General features: G+C 52.1%; 16 protein-coding genes and 1 pseudogene. 14 read left to right on the top strand and 3 right to left on the bottom strand.

Translation table 11 applies throughout. From position 1 onward, the window contains the following. Nucleotides 1-28: 28 nt before the first annotated feature. Complete coding sequence (locus tag H7F31_RS26085; RefSeq protein WP_187101184.1) at nt 29-280, top strand: VOC family protein; 252 nt, start codon at nt 29-31, stop codon at nt 278-280. A 234-nt stretch (nt 281-514) separates the two neighbouring features. Here H7F31_RS26085 and H7F31_RS26080 read toward each other — a convergent pair whose 3' ends face one another. Both H7F31_RS26080 and H7F31_RS26075 read right to left on the bottom strand, forming a co-directional pair. Beyond that, complete coding sequence (locus H7F31_RS26080; protein WP_187101183.1) at nt 515-775, bottom strand: hypothetical protein; 261 nt, start codon at nt 773-775, stop codon at nt 515-517. A gap of 98 nt (nt 776-873) precedes the next feature. Next, entirely contained in the window at nt 874-1647 is a 774-nt protein-coding gene (locus H7F31_RS26075; protein ID WP_187101182.1) for an AraC family transcriptional regulator, read from the bottom strand. Nucleotides 1648-1802: 155 nt separating this feature from the next. On the opposite strand from H7F31_RS26075, the gene H7F31_RS26070 reads away from it, so the two are divergent. From H7F31_RS26070 to H7F31_RS26015, 12 genes are all read left to right on the top strand, one after another. Continuing rightward, nucleotides 1803-2189 carry a Rieske (2Fe-2S) protein gene (locus H7F31_RS26070; RefSeq protein WP_187101181.1) on the top strand — a complete coding sequence of 129 codons (387 nt, stop codon included), beginning with the start codon at nt 1803-1805 and terminating at the stop codon, nt 2187-2189. Then, nucleotides 2183-3256 (top strand): amidohydrolase family protein, encoded by a 1074-nt coding sequence (locus H7F31_RS26065; RefSeq protein WP_187101180.1) that lies wholly within the window; start codon nt 2183-2185, stop codon nt 3254-3256. The genes H7F31_RS26070 and H7F31_RS26065 overlap by 7 nt, the downstream gene beginning before the upstream one ends. 65 nt (nt 3257-3321) lie before the next feature. Beyond that, nucleotides 3322-4323, top strand: a complete 1002-nt coding sequence (locus H7F31_RS26060; protein WP_261800137.1) for an NAD(P)/FAD-dependent oxidoreductase — start codon at nt 3322-3324, stop codon at nt 4321-4323. Nucleotides 4324-4433: 110 nt separating this feature from the next. Next, on the top strand, nt 4434-5351 hold the full coding sequence (locus H7F31_RS26055; RefSeq protein ID WP_187101179.1) for a helix-turn-helix transcriptional regulator: 918 nt from the start codon (nt 4434-4436) through the stop codon (nt 5349-5351). An 84-nt stretch (nt 5352-5435) separates the two neighbouring features. Then, a complete protein-coding gene (locus tag H7F31_RS26050; RefSeq protein ID WP_187101178.1) occupies nt 5436-5948 on the top strand; it encodes a DinB family protein in 513 nt (170 codons plus the stop codon). Nucleotides 5949-5950: 2 nt separating this feature from the next. Then, nucleotides 5951-6520: a YdeI/OmpD-associated family protein gene (locus tag H7F31_RS26045; protein WP_187101177.1), complete on the top strand. Its 570-nt coding sequence runs from the start codon at nt 5951-5953 to the stop codon at nt 6518-6520. Nucleotides 6521-6734: 214 nt separating this feature from the next. Next, nucleotides 6735-7706, top strand: coding sequence for an ABC transporter permease (locus tag H7F31_RS26040; protein WP_087571552.1), 972 nt, complete (start codon nt 6735-6737; stop codon nt 7704-7706). A gap of 81 nt (nt 7707-7787) precedes the next feature. Further along, nucleotides 7788-8678 carry a carbohydrate ABC transporter permease gene (locus tag H7F31_RS26035; protein WP_187105547.1) on the top strand — a complete coding sequence of 297 codons (891 nt, stop codon included), beginning with the start codon at nt 7788-7790 and terminating at the stop codon, nt 8676-8678. Between the two features lie 74 nt (nt 8679-8752). Further along, nucleotides 8753-10450 (top strand): extracellular solute-binding protein, encoded by a 1698-nt coding sequence (locus H7F31_RS26030; protein WP_187101176.1) that lies wholly within the window; start codon nt 8753-8755, stop codon nt 10448-10450. 388 nt (nt 10451-10838) lie between these two features. Beyond that, a complete protein-coding gene (locus H7F31_RS26025; RefSeq protein ID WP_187105546.1) occupies nt 10839-12503 on the top strand; it encodes an extracellular solute-binding protein in 1665 nt (554 codons plus the stop codon). Nucleotides 12504-12563: 60 nt separating this feature from the next. Further along, nucleotides 12564-14138 (top strand): response regulator, encoded by a 1575-nt coding sequence (locus H7F31_RS26020; protein WP_187101175.1) that lies wholly within the window; start codon nt 12564-12566, stop codon nt 14136-14138. Next, a complete protein-coding gene (locus H7F31_RS26015; protein ID WP_315970523.1) occupies nt 14135-15949 on the top strand; it encodes a cache domain-containing sensor histidine kinase in 1815 nt (604 codons plus the stop codon). Before H7F31_RS26020 ends, H7F31_RS26015 begins: the two co-directional genes overlap by 4 nt. Before the next feature lie 42 nt (nt 15950-15991). Here the strand turns inward: H7F31_RS26015 and H7F31_RS26010 are convergent. Then, a pseudogene (locus H7F31_RS26010) lies at nt 15992-17542 on the bottom strand (catalase); the annotation flags it as partial. A gap of 243 nt (nt 17543-17785) precedes the next feature. Between H7F31_RS26010 and H7F31_RS26005 the strand changes: the two are divergent. Beyond that, nucleotides 17786-18457 carry a tetratricopeptide repeat protein gene (locus tag H7F31_RS26005; RefSeq protein ID WP_187101173.1) on the top strand — a complete coding sequence of 224 codons (672 nt, stop codon included), beginning with the start codon at nt 17786-17788 and terminating at the stop codon, nt 18455-18457. Nucleotides 18458-18466 lie beyond the last annotated feature (9 nt).

Below are 18466 nucleotides of genomic sequence, written 5' to 3'. Positions count from 1 at the left end.
CACCAATGGTATCAGAATTTGAAACCTATTGGCAGAAGAAACGATGGTTCCTGACGAAAGATACCTGGCAGGCAACCATATGTCGCTGTGCCTTCAGTCGGCGGACAAGGGGCGGATCGAAAGCATGTACGAATCACTCACTCAGGATGCAAGAACGGAAGTCATTACCCCTCTCGGTCCGGTTGTGTTCAGCGAGGCGTATGGCATTGTGCGAGATCCTTTCGGCATTCTGATCCAATTGACTTACGACAAGAGGCTGGCTGATGGTGACAATCATTGAAGGGAAGCGACCACCTGAGCAACTATTGACTGATGTGTCGTGATGTAGTTTGAAACACACCCAAGTTAAAGGGGGGGATGGTTGGATGAAATAGGAGATGCCCCGAATAAGCCTATTAAATAAGTCACTATGACCGTGTAAATCAAAAATAGACCAAGCGATAGCTGCCCCTATATGGGAGGCATCGCTCGGTCTATTTTTCAAATTCGACATTCAAGGTTTCAAAATTCACCTTCATAGCTGCTGCCGCACTCCTGAGAAAAACTCCTCTACAACTTCCACATCGCTTCTGCTCGTATGAAATACATACAACTCACGAGTCGGATGTAGCTTGTGCAATTCTTTATAGCCACTCCACGCTTCTTGCGGATTATCGTAATCCTGAATGACTGCCATTTCCTCTAAGTGACGTACACGATTGCTGGAGCTTACCTTAATTGCTTCAATCAGAACGAAACGACCAGGATGCAATTCAGTAATCTCTTCCCATTTCATCGGCTTCACCTCGCTTTGAATTTTAGTCATCCTAATTATAGCATATCTACCCCAAAGGGTAGGAAGGAGGTGCGTTACAAAGACCTAGCTTAAAGTTCTTACCGTTTCATCTCGCGATGAACATAAGATGGGGGGTAACTCATGATACGCTTGAACATCCGATTGAAATAAGCCTGATCGCTGTAACCAAGATATTCGGCCACTTCTCCGATTGTCATCCTGGAGTCGAGGATCAAGTCTCGCGCGGCGTAGATACGAACTTGATGCATGTAGGAAATGGGCGTCATCCCCGTTACGACTTTAAACGTTTGCGTGATATAGTTAGGCGCCCGGTTGATGTGATTAGACAAATCCTCGATACGAATGGGCTCTCTGTAATGCTTCCGTATATAATCCTGGACCTCCTGCATTAGCCGCAGCTTGACGGAAGCAATTTTTTCCTCCGCTAATTCCCGCGAGTAATAACCGAGCAGTTCGATCGCGATGCCGGTGCTGATCAGTTCGCCATGAGGGAGTCGCCGGAACCAGTGATGCTCCAGCGCCGTGAACCTTGTTTTCATCAAATCGAGGTTTCGCGTTCTCACTTTGCGATATGTGCGGGCGCTATCAAACGGGAACTGTCCCGGATTATACGGTTTGTAGTGAAAAGAATACTTCTGATGAGGTCCTTCGGGAGCATTGACGCCTGACCGCAGCACGCCTTGCGGGATAAACAACATATCCCCTTTGTTCAATTCGACTGTCTCCCCGTTCAAACTATATATAGCCCGTCCATGGACAATTAGAATAAGGATGTCTGTCAAGGTTGGATTCTCTTCGATGTGCCAATCCGGATTCATATCGTCCAGACAAACGGCTAAAAGATCAATCAACTTCCGTCGCCTCCCTTATCGGGTTGATTATTAAAATAGGATTGCTAATTAAAGTATACATTAGAATCGTACAAATAATAATTGAATTAGCAATCGTAATACGATCACATTCGATCTAAAATTAAGATGCTATCAACGATAAGGAGGAGGATTGGATGGCTGTCTATCCAGTTGCGAGGACAGAAGAGATTCCGATGGGGACTTTCAAAATTGTACAAATCGAGGGACGCTCTATCGGTGTATATAATGTTAAAGGCGAATATTATGCCATAAACAATTATTGTCCTCACCAAGGGGCCGAGCTGTGCAAAGGTCCGGTATGCGGCACGACGCTCGAATCGCAAGTGTATGAGTTTATCTATGGACGGGATAGGGAAATTTTGCGCTGCCCGTGGCACGGTTGGGAATTCGATATTAAGACCGGCAAATCGCTATTTAGCGATAAAGTGAGGGCGCGAAGCTATCCAGTTATCGTGGAGGATGGACAGATCGGCATTGTAATCGGCCAACCGAAGCAGAAGGAGGGGGCGGAAGGATGCTAACAGACAAGCAAGAGACGATGCCGGTAATCGATTGCGACGTACACAACCAGTTTCGGAGCGGGGGAGATTTGCTTCCTTATCTGGATGAGCCTTGGCGCAGCCAGGCTGCCCGCTTCGGCGTGCCAAGCGCCGGTGCGCCTTATGCGTCTCCGGTCGGGAACAAAAGGAAGGACGCCGATCCGCCGAGCGGATTGCCGGTCGGCTCGGATCCCGCTTTTATGCTGGAGCATTATGTTCATCCATTTAACGTTGAATACGCGCTGCTCTGCTCGGATTCGATTATCGGCATCTCCGGATTCGCCGATCCCGATTACGCCGCCGCTATCTGCCGCGCCTATAACGACTATGTAATTGCCGAATGGTTCCCGGTCAGTTCAAAGTACAAGGGATACATGTGCGTCGCTATGCAGGACCCTGCTCAGGCCGTTCGCGAGATTGACCGGATCGCGCCCCATCCGGACATCGTTGCCGTCAGTGTTATTGGCGGTTCCCGCATGCCTTACGGCGATCGTTATTTCCATCCGATCTACGAAGCCTGTCAGCGCCATAAGCTGCCGCTCCTCATACACCCCGGCGCCGAAGGCGGCGGTATCTTTAATCCGCCGACGGCCGTCGGCTACGTCTCGAACTACTTGCAATGGCATACCTGTTTGCCGCAGACGTACATGGCTCATCTGGTCAGCCTCGTTTGCGAAGGCGTGTTCGAGAAATATCCGGAGTTCAAGGTCGTATTGTGCGAAGGCGGAGTCACTTGGCTGCCTCCGCTATTGTGGAGGCTGGATAAAAATTTCAAGGCGCTGCGCTCGTCCGCGCCATGGTTGAAGCGGATGCCAAGCGAATATGTAAGGGATCATTGCTTTATGACGACCCAGCCGATCGAGGAGCCGAACAATCTGAAGCATCTGGACATGATGTTCGAGATGTTCGACGCAGAGGATATGCTGTTGTTCTCCAGTGATTACCCTCATTGGGATTTCGACGATCCAACACAGATACTGCGCCGTTTGCCGGAGGAGAAAAAACGCAAAATATTCAGCGAAAACGCAAGGAAACTTTTCCGATTATAGAGCAGATGGACGTTGAAAGCCGTCTATCCTTGCCAAACGCCATTATGATGGAGGTACATCCAAACGTGACTACGACGCAACAAGAATATGATATTACCGACATATTGATTATTGGGGGAGGGCCGGCAGGCATGTTTGCCGCATTTTACGGCGGAATGCGGCAAGCTTCCGTTAAGCTAATCGAAAGTATGCCGCAGCTCGGCGGACAGCTTGCTTCGCTTTATCCCGAAAAATTTATTTATGACGTTGCAGGTTTTCCCAGGATTACGGCTCAAGAGCTGGTGAACAATCTCTCCAGGCAGATGGATTTGTTTCATACGGATGTCCGTCTTAAAGAGAAGGTCCAGTTGGTACGTAAGCTTGACGAACGGCATTTCGTTGTCAGAACCGACAAGGGCGAGCATCATGCAAAGACTGTTATTATAACCGCCGGCGTAGGCGCCTTCGAGCCCCGTCGGCTGGATGTAGAGCGCGCCGATACGTTCGAGGATAGCAATTTGCACTATTTTATTGACGACCTTAGCCGTTTCCAGGGGAAAAAGGTGCTCATCTCCGGCGGAGGAGATTCCGCAGTAGACTGGGCGCTTATGCTTGAACCGATTGCCGAGCAAGTTCATCTGGTACATCGTCGCGATAATTTTCGAGCACATGAGCACAGTGTTGAGAAGTTGCATGCATCCAATGTAAACATTATTACACCATCCGAAATAACCGGGCTCCACGGCGATGACCGAATCGACAGAGTGACCTTGACTCACGTCAAAACGAATGCCACGCAAGAGATCGAGGTCGATGAGCTTATTGTAAATTTCGGATTCGTATCGTCGCTTGGACCCATATCCGAATGGGGCTTGGATATTGAAAACAATTCCATCGCTGTCAATTCCCGCATGGAGACCAGCGTGTCGGGCATATTTGCTGCCGGAGACATTACGACATATCCGGGCAAAGTGAAGCTGATTGCCGTCGGATTCGGCGAAGCGCCTACGGCTGTTAACAATGCCAAGGTCTATTTGGATCCCAATGCGCGGTTGGCTCCGGGACACAGCAGCAACATGAAGCTCTGAGCAGAAGTTCTGTTAAGCTTGCCCTTCCGAAATGTGAAGCTAAACCTGTTCCTCTTATGTTAAAATAAGCTCGATTCGCATAAAACGACGGAACGGGCGGGATTATGCAAATGAAACTGGAGCGACTAATCTCCATCATCTATAAGCTGCTTAATCACGATGTGATATCGGCTGCCGCGCTTGCGGATGAGTTCGGGGTGTCCCAGCGCACGATCTATCGGGATATCGACGCCATTTGCGCAGCCGGCTTTCCTGTCGTATCGTATCAAGGCCAAAACGGCGGGTACGGGATCATGGACGGTTATAAAATGGACAGGAGCCTGCTAGGCTCTTACGATGTTTCTTCCTTGATTACGGTGTTGGCAAGCCTCTCCTCCGTATTTGAAGATGAGCGAGCGCAAGGGACGATCGAGCGGCTGAAAACCATCGACAGGGGCCGCGAGACGGTCAGTCTTGAGGTTGATCTGGAGACGAATCGCACGGTGCCCGAGCTGCTCCCCCTGCTTCGCAAGGCCATCTCCGAACGCAAGGTCGTCGCGTTTGACTACATTAATTGGAATAACGAGCGGACGAACCGAGAGTTGGAGCCGCTTAGTCTCCACTTCAAATACGGCAATTGGTATATCCAGGGGTATTGCCGAAGCAGACAGGGGGAGCGGGAGTTTCGTCTATCCCGCATGTTGAATCCGGTCGTCACGGAGACTGTCTATACGTTGCGTGACGCATTGCGAAATGAAGAATCGCAGGCGCAACGTCCGTCCAAGGATGGGGTGGCTGATGTCGTCCTGAAAGTCGGCCCCGAAACTTTGGCGGAAGCCATGGATCACTTTAACTTTGCCGACAGGGAATTTCTCGATGACGGAAGCATGATGTTGAGAATTCCCGTTTATCGTCCTCTGGAAGCGCGATGGCTGTGGTCGATTCTGCTTGGCTTCGGCGGCGGAGCCGAAGTGCTGGAGCCAGGCGAGCTTCGAGCCATCCTGAAGAACCAGCTTCGCAAGGCCATAAAACTTTATGAAGAAGTATGACAGACTGCTGTCATACTTCTTTTTTTATAATGACGACAGGAACATCGGCAAAGCCAACACAAAAACAAGGGAGACTTAAAAATAATGAGCAATCATCCAATCGAAATGTTCAACTACCACACATGGGCTACCGCAACTATTCTGGGACGGCTAAAGGAGCTTCCGTCCTCCGTGCTGCATCAGGAAGTAAACAGTTCTTTTCCTACGATAGCCCACGCTCTCAGCCATATGTATGCGATAGATGCCGTTTGGTACAAAGTGTTAACGGGAACAAATATGAGGGAAGCCATGGGCTCTTATGCCGCACTCAATGATGGACTGCTGGATTCCGTTGAAGCGTATGCGGACAGGTTCGCTAAGCTGGGAGATCAATATAAGGCATGGATGCAGAGCCAGTCCGATCTGGAGCAGTCGATTATGCTGGATAACCCGTTTGCGACGGTCCGAGAGACAAAGCTGTCGGAAATTTTGCTGCAGGCCGCCAACCATGGCACCTACCACAGAGGCAATATTACCACGATGATCCGGCAGTTGGGATTTGCTTCGACGATGAATGATTATTCGTTATACTGGTACGTGAAGGAGGCGTCAAAGTAAATATGGATATCGAAAATCTGCTGGAAGCGACAACCAGGGAAGAGCTGAGGAGCTGGCTTCAACAAAATAGCAAGCTTCAGAAGTGCTGCTGGGTCGTCGTCGCCATGAAGCCGGGGCCTGGCAAGCTGTTCTACCTGGACGCGGTCGAAGAAGCGTTGTGCTTCGGATGGATTGACGGCACCAAGAAAAAAATATCCGATACTCAGACGGCTCAAAGACTTTCCCCCCGAAGCAAAAAAAGCTCATGGACCGAATTGAACAAAGAACGTGTCCGCCGACTCGAAAGATTGGGGCTCATGACGGAAGAAGGACGAAAGGCGCTTCCCGCTATGAACCTCGAATCGTTCCGGATCGATGACGACATCGTGCAAAAGCTGAAAGAAGATTCGCAAACTTATGAGCATTTCCTCGCTTTCCCTGCGCTTTACCGAAGAGTGAGGATCGATACGATCCAAAACACGCGAAGCCAGCCGGAGGTGTACGAGAGCCGCTTGTCGAAGTTTCTGGACAACACGAAACTTAATAAAATGTATGGCTTATGGCATGATAATGGCCGACTGTTGGAGCAATAGACGAAATTGCAAACGTGAATAGAAGACGGCATCCCAGGGGTGCTGTCTTTTTTGTTTAAACCCAAACCCCGAATAAGTGTCACACATCCACGATTTTTATCAATTTTCCATTTAAAGTCCACGCTGAAGTATAACATTTCGTGAACCCGTTATATCGTTGCAAACGGCCGATCCGTCTACAATTAGATCAAACGACAACAACGGGAGGATGAGCATGCCGCAAGCAGCAACCGAACAGCCCTACAACAGGCCGGATCGGCGTCACGACCGCAAACCCTTTCTGTCCAGGCTGATGAAACAGCTGGATGTGCAACTGATGGTGTGGCCGTCGATCATCATTATTTTCGTCTTTGCCTACATCCCCATGTACGGAGTTCTTACCGCGTTTATGGACTACAACTTGTTTACGGGAGCCCGGATTTTCGATAATCCGTGGGTAGGGTTTAAACATTTTGCGGCGTTCTTCGACGCGCCCGACTTTGGTACGATTTTGCGAAATACGATCGTGATCAGCTTGCTGAAATTCGTGATCGGATTCCCTGCGCCGATCCTTCTCGCGCTAATGTTGAACGAAGTGAGACATATGTTGTTCAAGCGATTCGTGCAAACGATTACGTACTTGCCGCATTTCATGTCCTGGGTCATTGTCGGGGGCGTTGTCATGTCGCTGCTGTCGACCGAGAACGGCAGTATCAATATATTGCTGCAGAAGACAGGAGCCATCGACGAGTCGATCAACTTTTTATCCATCCAGGATTACTTCTGGACGATTCTCGTCTCGACGAACGTGTGGAAGGAAATCGGATTCAGTTCGATCGTTTACCTTGCAGCCATCGCAGGTGTCGATCAACATATGTACGAAGCGGCCGATATCGACGGGGCCAGCAAGTTCAAACAAATTTACCTGATCACCGTGCCAAGCATCATGCCGGTCATTATCATCTTCATGATTCTGGCGGCGGGCAATCTGCTCAACGCGGGTTTCGAAGACATCCTCATTTTGGCGCAAAACCCGCTGCTAAGGCCGGTGTCGGATGTCATTGACACTTACGTGTACAGGGTCGGCTTGCAAAATCAAAAATACTCTTACGCGGTTGCGGTTGGCTTATTTAAAGCCGTCATCAGTATCGGGCTCCTTACGCTCGCCAATTATTTGGCCAGACGGTCCGGCAATAGCTTGTGGTAGAAAGCGACTGAATTATCAAGAGCGCCTTCCTAGCTGAAGGCTTCTCAATATCTTGCAAGCTGGAGGTCGTTAACATTGCGTTTGAAACGATTGGGAACCGCTGACCGGGCCATGGTCGTCTGCATATATGTTTTCTTGGTTCTGTTGTCCTTCTCCGCGCTGTATCCGTTCTGGAACACGCTTGTCGTATCGTTGAACGAAGGGATGGACACGGCGAAGGGGGGAGTGACGTTTTGGCCTCGCGCCTTCACCTGGACGAACTACGATATCGTGTTCGGCGACAAAAACTTGCTAAACGCCTTCTGGATTTCCATCAGCCGAACCGTCGTCGGTACGGTAAGCGCGACGCTGGTAACGGCTCTGCTCGCTTACGGGATGACCAAGTCTTACCTGATGGGTCGCAAGTTTTATACTTTTTTCTTTGTGTTTACGATGTATTTCGGCGGCGGTCTAATACCGACGTTCTTGCTGATCAAGTCGCTAGGGCTGATGAACAACTTCCTTGTCTTTATTATTCCGGCGCTGGTCAGCGTATGGAACATGATCGTGTTCCGAACGTTCTTTAAAGGTTTGCCGGCGGGGCTTGAGGAATCCGCGCAGATCGACGGCTGCAGCAATTGGGGCATCTTTGCCAAAATTATTTTGCCTCTCTCCGGTCCGGTCATTGCTACGCTTGGATTATTTACGGCGGTAGCCCATTGGAACGACTGGTTCCTGCCGACGATCTATATCTTCGATCAACAGCTGATGCCGGTGCAATCGCTGCTCCGCCGTTTGCTGAACGCGAATCTGATTTCGGAGCAGATGGGGATCGATTCCAATACGGTCGAACGAATGTCGAAAAAAAGCATTACTTCGAAGTCGCTCGTCAACGCGACGATCATGGTCGTGACGCTGCCGATCATCGCGGTGTATCCGTTCGTGCAGAAGTATTTCGTCAAAGGCGTTATGGTCGGTTCCATGAAAGAATAGAAAGTTGGCTTCGGTTTAAGGCGGTTAACGCTTTGGACATATAAATTACGGGATGAGAGGGGCATAAATACCGCATGAAAAAGTTGAAAAAGCCGAAAGTATGGATTCTTGCGACGGTTGTTGCATTGACGGCGGCGCTTGCAGGCTGTTCCGGCAACAGCAACGGGGAGGGCGGCAGCGCCAAGCCGTCGCCGACGAACACGGCGAAAGCCGGGGAGAAAGACAACGCCGGCGAAAGCGAGGACGCGCCTTGGGTATTCGGCTCCGAGCCGCTGGAGTTCACTGCCTACACGCATTACGGCTGGCAGGATTTCCCCGAGAAGATGGAAGATGTGCCGCTCTGGAAGTATTTGAAGGAGAACAAGCAGGTTAACATCAAGTCGATTCAAGCAAAAGGCAATCATGCGCAGCTCATGAGCACGATGATGGCTAGCGGCGATCTGCCGGAGCTTATCTACGGAGACCGTTACAATCCGGATATCGAAAGGTTGATCGACAACGGCAAAATCGTGGCGCTGGACCCGTATCTCGACAAATATCCGAATCTCAAAAAGTGGCTGGATCCGCAATTGATGGATCTGCTCCGGTCCAAGGACGGCAAGCTGTATAAGTTCCCGAACTGGTATACCAACAAATCGACGAACACGGCGGGTTATGTCGTGAACAAAAAAATCTACAACGAGCTAGGCCAGCCGCCGCTGCAAACGATGGACGATCTGTACGCCTACCTCGGCAAAGTTAAGGAAAAGTATGGCGACGAAGTGGTGCCGTTCGAGCCGGACCGCACGGTCGACGGCCAAGGCATCGGCGTTCTGTACACAGGTTTTGCCGAAGGCAACAACTACAAGTCGCTCAGCAGCGACGTGCAAGGCGTCATCAAGGACAATAAGCTGACATCGCTGTTTATGGATCCGTCGTTCCGCGAGTCGCAGAAGTTCGTCTCCAAGCTGTATCGCGAAAAGCTGATTTCGCAGGACATGTTCACGCAAGACCGCGGCAAGGTGCTGGAGAAGCTGATGACGGGGCGCGTGGCGGTTTATGCGGGTTCGGGTCCCACGACTTATGCATCGCAAGCGCATAACGAGTTAATCAAGACCGATCCGGAAGCGGGTTACTTTATGATAAAGCCGATTCATAAGGCCGGTCTGGACCAATCGAAGATTCATCCGGGCGGCTACGACCGTCTCGGCTGGAACATTACGACGATTACGACGGAGGCCAAGGATCCGGAAAAAATCTTTGCTTTCCTCGATTGGCTGACGGGTCCGGAAGGCATGACGATTCAATTTTTCGGGCCGGAGGGCGGCAACTGGAAAGGTTTCGACGAGAACGAACAACCGATCTTTACGGATCAGTACGATCCTGCCCAAGTGACGGAAATCCAAGCGCTTAACGACCGCGTTATGATCGTTGGCAACACGTCTTATATCGATCCGGCGAAAATGAAGTACGAAAATGCCAAGCCGCCGGAAGAGCAGAACTGGTCGGCTCGTTACCAAAGCACCATTACGTGGCCGTCCGCTAACGATATTACGGCGCTCAACAACAAGCTGAATCCGGAGCCGGATTCCGAGCTGGGCGACATCAGGCAAAAGATACTCGATCTCATTACGCAAGTGCTTGCGGAATCCGCTACGGCAAGCAGCGACGAGAAGGTCGATCAAATTCTCGACAAAGCCCAAGCTGACGCGGAGTCGTACGGATACAACAAGCTGCTGGATTGGCGCACGGAGCAATGGCTTGCGAACAAAAAGACGCTAGGCATGGAATAAGGATTCGTTTATAGCAAGACGAGAGCGTCCCAAAGGAGCAGGAATATTCCTTTGGGATAACTCCCGTTTTTTGTGTTTAAGAGGTTGTTCAAAAAGTCCGCTTTTGATCACGAAGTAAACCATGAAGCTTATTCGACATCGAATCTTGCATTCAGCCGAACCTTCCGGTACTCACGTAGCTTACACTACGCTCCGTTCCTCAGTTTCTAGCTTCATACAACCTTCTCGGTGCTGAAAACCGAACTTTTTGAACTCGCATTTTAACTTGCAATAACTTGCAATAAAATCTATTTTGTTTTAGATATTTTTGGTATTATTATGGCATTCTTCGAAGACGTGATCATGTGTAAATGAATTGGAAGGACGGAGGTGCTCTGCATTGAAAGGGATGGGAAGGGCGGTCTGGAAACCGCTGAGTATTGGACTACTGCTGATCTCGTTAATCGCATGCAGCGAGGCGGAGAGGGGACAGCCCGAGCCGCCGGAAGAGGCGCCCGAAGCTGCTGCAACCGAAACTCCGCGAACGGAAGACGGTCTTTACGCCCTAGGGAGGGATCCGCTCTACATGACCTTTTACGCACATTATGGCTATTATACGATGCCCAAGTGGGGGGCCGATCCTTCTTCGGCCTGGATTCGCGACAAGTTGAACGTCCATGTGAAGGGGGTCAGCGCGGAAGGCGACGGCAAGCTGATGCTGCAGAAGATGGTCGCCGGGCAGCAATTGCCGGATGTGGTATGGGGGGAGAGGGACGCCGATCTGGAGAGATTGCGGGAAGCGGGGCTGCTCGTGCCGCTGGACGAGTATATTGCCGAATACCCCAACTTAAGGCAATGGGCGGGGGAGAAGATCATCAATTTGCTTCGATCGCCGGATGGCCATATCTATTATTTCCCAAACTATTATTCCAATAAGCCGTACGGCAATGCCGGTTTTGTCGTCAATAAACGAATTTATCGAGAGCTTGGTTCTCCCAAACTTGAAACGACCGACGACTTGTACCGGTACCTGCTCCGGGTTAAAACGATGTTTCCGGATGCGGTGCCGTTCGAGACGGGGCTTGCGAAGGAAGGGCAAGGCATCGACCAGTTATTCTCCTCGTTCAAGGAGGACAACTTCAGCTTTACTCGTTACTTCGCGGTGGCAAACGGCGAACGGATGACTTCTATTTACAAGGATGCCGGCTTCCGCGAATCGGCAATGTTCGTAGCCAAGCTGATGAGAGAAGGCCTGATGTCGCAGGATGCGCTGGTGCAGACGGAATATCAGGTGAGCGAGAAGCTGATGGCGGGGAAGGCGGCCGTGTACGCCAGCGCCGATCCGATGCGGATGATAATGATCGCGGACGCGGAACTGTCAAAGGCCGATCCCGAGGACGGATATTTTTTTATCGAGCCGATCTATAAGGAAGGTCTTGATCCTGCCCGCATCTATCCAGGCACCTATAATGTGCTCGGGTGGAACGCGGCGGCGATCACGACGAGCGCGAACAATCCGGAGGCGATCTTCGCGCTGCTCGACTGGATGACGGGCCCGGAAGGCTCGGCCGTGCAGATGTGGGGGCCGCCAGGCGAGGACGGCTATTGGAACGGCTTCAAGGAGGATGGAATAACGCCTGCTTTCACGAGCAAGTACAGCTCCGATCCCCAGGGACTCGCGGAAATACAGGCATTGTCGGGCGATATGATCTGGGTCGGCAATACGGGTTATCTCGACAAGACGAAAAGCGAATACGAAGCAACGCTTCCGGAAGAAGATCGGAATTGGGCTACGTACTGGCAGCAGAACATTACCTGGCGCTCGCAGGGAGACGCAACGCCGTTTATCAAGCTGATCCCGCCTTCCTCTATCGAAGAGGGGCGAATCTATCTCAAGCTCAAGGAAATTTGGCTTGACGCCCGCGCGACCGCCATGTTCGGCCGTACTGACGAAGAAGTGCTGGATGTGCTCGACGATGCGCACGCGGCTTCCATGGAAGCGGGTTTCGACTTGTATCTGGATTATATTACGAAGCGTTGGCAGGACAACTTGCGCGTATTAAATAACGACTGACGATCTGCGCGCGTGAGCGAACAACCTCTATACTTATGTTCCGGAACGGGAGGGACTGGCATGTACAACGTATTGCTGGTAGACGATGAAGAGCTGGATCTGGAAGGCATGAGGCGGTTTATTCCATGGCCGGAGCTTGGCATGGAGGTAAAAGGCAGCGTCAACAACGCCCTGTCGGCCTGCGAGCTGCTGGAGAAGCAGCATATCGACATCCTTGTAAGCGATGTCAATATGCCTTATATGTCGGGGCTCGAGCTGGCCAAAATCGCGATTGAGCGCAAGCCGAACATTCGCATCATCTTTGTCAGCGGTTACCAGGAGTTCAGCTATGTTCAGCAGGCGCTGTCGCTAAAAGCGTACAGCTACGTGCTCAAGCCGATGGAGGACAGCGAGCTTGTCGCATCGCTCATGAAGGTGAAGCGGGATCTCGACGAAGAGAATAAACATCGGGAAGTAGAAGAAGCATACAAGCAATTGATTCCTATCGCCCGAAACGATCTGTTGCTCAGGCTGTTCGAAGGCGAAGCGGCCAACTTGGCGGAATTCGGAGACAAGCTGCAGGTGTCTCGGGACATGGAACAGCTAAAGTGGCCGGTCCGGGTGGCGGTTATCGAGCTTGAAAATAGAAGCTCGTCCAATTCCGGGGCCGACTTGCTGGAGACTTCCCGCCTCTTTATTCGCCAACTGCATGACTCGATCGGGATGAGAGGCTGGCGGATACCCTATTGCAGGCTCAACGCCAAGCGGATAGCGCTGCTGCTGGAAGAGGAGCGGCTAGAGGAGACGTTGGAAGGGCTGCTTCAAGAAGCGAAAGTCAGATTGGACGTTACGGTGACGACGGGGTTAGGTTCGCCCGCAAGCCGGCTGGAGAGACTGTCTAACTCGTACAAGCAAGCGATTGAAGCGGTAGAAGGCAAAATGTTTTTTGGAAAGGGCATTACGATCAAGTTCGAAGAAGTGCAGGCGAAGCCGGAGATGTTCGACGCCCGGGAGCTCGATGCCCGAATGGCCGCTTTGCTTCAAGCGATGAAGGATTACAATCTGGTGCTGCTTCACGACGAGTTGGAAAATTTGTTTAAATCGATAACCGGCTTTCGTTCCAAGTTCACCGTACATAATCTGAGCAGCTATATCATATGGAAGCTGGATCACTATTTGACCGCCAACCAGGAGGATCTGTTCGAGCTTCTTGGCATCGAAATCAGGAATTTGGACATTCTGATGCAATTCGATACGATCGGGGACATTCGTTCCTGGCTCATTCATCGCTTGTACGAAATATCGGAGCGGCTGAACGAGAAAGCAAACACGAAGGAAAGCAAATTCATTCGCGGCGTGCTGCACACGATGAGGGAGAGGATGGGCGAAAACATCACGCTTAAGGATATCGCCCAGCAATTCTCGTTCTCGCCGAGCTACCTCGGATTCCTGATCAAGGAGAAGTCGGGCCAGTCGTTTAACGAGCTGCTCGTCCAGATGAGGATGGAGCGGGCCGTCGAACTGCTCAAGCAGCCGGGGATAAAAATTTATGAAGTATCGGACAGGGTAGGCTACAGATACTTGCCTTACTTCAGCAGGCAGTTCAAGGAAAAATTCGGCATGACGCCGATGGAGTACAGGAAGAGCATCCAGTGAAGACGAATCGCGAGCCCGGACGCCGTTATCTCCCGATCGGCTACAAGCTGATGTTGTCTTATCTGGTTTTTATTATAATTCTCGTATCTCTTAACGGCTACGTCTCGCAATCCATGTACGAGAAGTCGATGAGGAAGCAGACGAGGTCGAACATTCAGGCAACGCTGATCCAGATTCGGGACAACGTGGCGTACAAGACAAGCGATATGATTCGAATATCGGGCACGCTGTACGACGATTATACGTTCGTGCAGCATCTAAAGACCGACGCGACGGGCGCAGAGAACCATTACCGGATGGAGCAGATTATTTTGCCCAAGCTGGACATCGCGACGAAGTCGATCGGCCTCCATTTGCGTCTGTCCGTCTACTTGCGCAACGAAAGCATCAACGAACGTTACGAGAAACGGGACGCGCTTGAGGACTTTAACACGCAGACGTTCGATCTGTACCACTTGCGCCGAATCGAAAACAAATCTTGGTATAAGGACATTCCGCCCGAACAATACGGGCAGACGATACAGTGGAAGCAGATCGAGGAAGACGAGCACGACGGAAGGATCTCGATGATACGCCGCATCGTCGATATGAGCGATCTGCTGCAAATGAGAGAAGTCGGCGTTATGCGCTTTAGCGTTCGGAAGTCGGAGCTGTTCGAAAGCGTCGTCGACTCGAAGCTGGGTCCGGGAAGCGAGATTACGGTCAAGGACGAGCAGGGCCGTCTGATCTATGCTTCCGCGGGCAGTCCGAGCGCTTACGGCGCCGCGGCGCCTTCCGGTCCGGGCAAATACGCGGTAACGAATCCGGGACGGAGCCAGCCGTATTTGACGATTGCCGAGGAGATGCCGAAGCAGCGCTGGACGATCGAAGCCCATGTGCCGCTAACGGTCATCGAGCAGGAGGCGGTCCGGGTTCGCGCTTTTATTTTCGCCGTGTGCGTCGTCTGTTTCGTGTTGTTCACTTTTGCGGGCGTGTTTATATCCCGTTACTTCTCCAAACGAATCATGAAATTTGTTTCGGTGTTAAATGCGTTTCGTGAAGGGGATCTCCACAAGCGGATCGCTTACAGGGGACGCGACGAATTTTCGCAGATCGCGACGGCGCTTAACGGGATGGGCGAAGATGTGGAGGCGCTGATCAACAAGGTGTACCTGACGCAGCTTCAGAAGAAGGAAGCCGAGCTCGAGATGCTTCAGACGCAGATCAATCCGCATTTTTTGTATAATACGTTATCCTCCATTAATCGGCTGGCCAAGTTCGGGGAGAACGAGAAGCTGGAGAAGATGGTCGTGCAGCTTGCGAAGTTTTACCGGCTTACGCTTAATTCCGGCAAGTCATTAATACGCGTCTCGTCGGAGATCGAACAGACAGAAGCCTATCTGGATATCCAAAAGGTAAAATACGGCAGCCGTCTCGAAGTCGCATTCGACGTGGATGTCCGCATATGGCCTTACGAGACGATCAAGCTCGTGTTGCAGCCTTTCGTCGAGAATGCGCTCAAACATGCGTGGAGCGGCGACCGTATTTACATCCGAATCTCCGTCGCCCTCGAGCAAAACGATCTTGTATACCGGATCATCGACGACGGAATGGGCGTAAGGGCCGATCGGCTTGCCGTCATTGCCTCGATGGAAGCCGAAGGAGAGACGGGCATCGGCATCCGGAACATCCATCAGCGCGTGCAGCTTCAATACGGAGAGCGTTACGGCGTAACTTTTTATAGCCGGCTTGGCATCGGGACGACGGTGATGATCCGAATTCCGGCGAGGAGGCCGGGGCGATCCCCAAGCGAAGAAGAGCCGACCGGCTGAAGCTCGAACCGGGCGGCTCTTCTTGCTTGTTGCTCGTCGGAATCAATAGCCGTCGGTCGAATGGCCGAGCTCGGCCGCCATTTCCATGCCATCGTTCGCGGCTTTCGTGCCGACATGTCCGTTGCCCGCGCTGCCGGCCGCCGCCAGACCTTCCGCCACTCGCCGTCCGTAGTCGGCGTCCGCTGCCGTCAAGTGGCTGATCATCGTCTCGCGGATGTGATCGGTGCACGTGCCGAGCGCGTCGACGAGATTCGCAATGAGATCGTCGCGCTCCCACTGCTCGAGCTTACGGTAGGTGTCGCCCGCCTGCGCGAAGTTGTTCTCCCGGTCGATCTTCTGCCGCGTCAGCTTGGCATTATACAACGGCTCGTGCGGTTCCCCCGGCCGGTCGGCCTCGGTCAGTCCGCCCAGCGAAGACGGTTCGTAGTTAATATGCGGGTTCTGTCCGGGAGCTACGTCTACGTAAAACGCCATCTGCCCGTCGCGCTGATTGGTTGCCACGCGTTTTTTCGGCGCATTGATAGGGAGCTGCAAATAGTTGCTGCCGACCCGGTAGCGCTGCGTATCGGAATACGAGAAGGTACGGCCCTGCAGCATTTTGTCGTCGGAGAAGTCGAGCCCGTCTACGAGCACGCCCGTGCCGAACGCCGCTTGCTCCACTTCGGCGAAATAGTTGGCCGGATTGCGGTTAAGCACCATCTTGCCGACGGGCAGCATAGGGAATTGCTCCGGCGGCCACAGCTTTGTATCGTCAAGCGGGTCGAAATCAAGCTCGGGATGTTCGTCGTCGCTCATCCACTGCACTTGCAGCTCCCACTCCGGGTAATCGCCGTTTTCGATCGCCTCGTACAGATCCTGCGTGGCATGATTGAAGTTCTTCGCTTGAATCTTCTCCGCTTCATCCTGGGTCAGGTTGCGAATGCCCTGCTTCAGCGGCTCCCAATGATATTTGACAAGCACGCCCTTGCCTTCGGCATTGACCCATTTGTACGTGTTGACGCCGGAGCCCTGCATCTGCCGGTAATTGGCAGGAACCCCCCAAGGCGAGAACAGGAACGTTATCATATGCGTCGCTTCCGGCGACTGGGAGACGAAGTCGAAGAACCGCTCCATGCTTTGCACGTTCGTGACGGGATCGGGCTTAAACGCGTGAACCATATCCGGGAACTTCATGGCGTCTCTGATAAAGAAAATCTTTAGATTGTTGCCGACGAGATCCCAATTGCCGTCCTCCGTATAAAATTTGACCGCGAAGCCGCGCGGATCCCGAAGCGTCTCGGGAGAGTGTCCGCCGTGAATGACGGAAGAGAAGCGGACGAAGACCGGCGTCTGCTTGCCTGCTTCTTGGAACAGCTTGGCCCGAGTATATTTCGAGACGGGCTCATCGCCAAGCTTTCCGTACGCTTCGAAGTAGCCGTGAGCGCCGGCGCCTCTGCCATGAACGACCCGTTCCGGCACGCGCTCGCGGTCGAAATGCGATATTTTTTCGATAAAATGATAGTTCTCCAGCGTTGAAGGTCCTCTGTTGCCGATCGTGCGAATATTCTGGTTGTCTGTAATGGGATGCCCTTGGCGATCCGTCAGCGACTGCTCGGTCTCTCCCGGTGCCAGACCGCGGCTTCGCTCGTCCTTGGCGCCTCTTTTGTTGTCCATGAGATTGTCTGCCTCCTTGGGCTGATGTGGTAATGTTTCCCGTGTAGTATGTTGCGGCGGTGGAATGAATATGCGAAAAGCAAGTATGAAATACGATGCCAACCCGTTACAAAATCCCTGATTGTGGTATGATGGAACGAGATTATTTGTCATTGATATCGATCGTTATGGGGGAACGAATTCATGTTCAAGCTGACCTTTTTATTCCTGTGGTTGTCCTGGCTGCTTGGCAACCCGTTTTTTGCCATCATTCTGTTGCTGTTTATTTTGTATGTCATAGACCGCAGATTCGTAGGCTTGTCTCCCAGTCTGCTGGCGCCGCTTAAGCGCAACTCGCGAATCCGCAAGTTAAGGAACATAATGACGGCTTCTCCAAATGACGTGTCCGCGAAGCAAGAGCTTGCCCGGCTGCTCATCGACAAAAAGAAATACGGAGAAGCGATTCGTTTGCTGGAGCCGCTCAAAAGAGTTCTGGAGGATTCGGCGGAATATTGGGCCGATCTGGGGCTGGCGCTGGCGGCCGAAGGCAATAAGGCGGAGGGAGAAGCTGCCCTGTTGCGCGCGCTCGAGATTAATTCGAGGGTCAAATACGGCACGCCCTATTTGAGGCTTGCGGCGATGAGCGCGGACGGCGGCGATCAAGAGAAGGCTCTTCGCTATTTGCGCGCGTTCCAGGACATCCATTCTTCCTCGTGCGAATCCTACTACCGGCTTGCCGAGGTCTACAAACGGATGGGGAAAGAAGCGGAGGCAAAGAGCTCGGCGGAGGAAGGGCTGCGCGTCTATCGTTCCTTGCCTAAGTACAGGAAACGCGCGGAGCGCGGCTGGGCACTGCGGCTGCTGCTCAAAAAATAAGGTAAAGGG

The sequence above is a fragment of the Paenibacillus sp. PAMC21692 genome (assembly GCF_014303795.1).
Classification (GTDB): Bacteria; Bacillota; Bacilli; order Paenibacillales; family Paenibacillaceae; genus Pristimantibacillus; species Pristimantibacillus agaridevorans.
Note: the sequence above shows the minus strand (reverse complement) of the source record. Positions and strands in the feature narration are given on the sequence as shown.

Coding starts and splice junctions, on each gene's coding strand:
- H7F31_RS26070 (WP_187101181.1), top strand. CDS start 1,803: ATGGCTGTCTATCCAGTTGCGAGGACAGAAGAGATTCCGATGGGGACT.
- H7F31_RS26025 (WP_187105546.1), top strand. CDS start 10,839: ATGGGAAGGGCGGTCTGGAAACCGCTGAGTATTGGACTACTGCTGATC.
- H7F31_RS26040 (WP_087571552.1), top strand. CDS start 6,735: ATGCCGCAAGCAGCAACCGAACAGCCCTACAACAGGCCGGATCGGCGT.
- H7F31_RS26080 (WP_187101183.1), bottom strand. CDS start 775: ATGAAATGGGAAGAGATTACTGAATTGCATCCTGGTCGTTTCGTTCTG.
- H7F31_RS26065 (WP_187101180.1), top strand. CDS start 2,183: ATGCTAACAGACAAGCAAGAGACGATGCCGGTAATCGATTGCGACGTA.
- H7F31_RS26045 (WP_187101177.1), top strand. CDS start 5,951: ATGGATATCGAAAATCTGCTGGAAGCGACAACCAGGGAAGAGCTGAGG.
- H7F31_RS26005 (WP_187101173.1), top strand. CDS start 17,786: ATGTTCAAGCTGACCTTTTTATTCCTGTGGTTGTCCTGGCTGCTTGGC.
- H7F31_RS26050 (WP_187101178.1), top strand. CDS start 5,436: ATGAGCAATCATCCAATCGAAATGTTCAACTACCACACATGGGCTACC.
- H7F31_RS26030 (WP_187101176.1), top strand. CDS start 8,753: ATGAAAAAGTTGAAAAAGCCGAAAGTATGGATTCTTGCGACGGTTGTT.
- H7F31_RS26020 (WP_187101175.1), top strand. CDS start 12,564: ATGTACAACGTATTGCTGGTAGACGATGAAGAGCTGGATCTGGAAGGC.
- H7F31_RS26055 (WP_187101179.1), top strand. CDS start 4,434: ATGAAACTGGAGCGACTAATCTCCATCATCTATAAGCTGCTTAATCAC.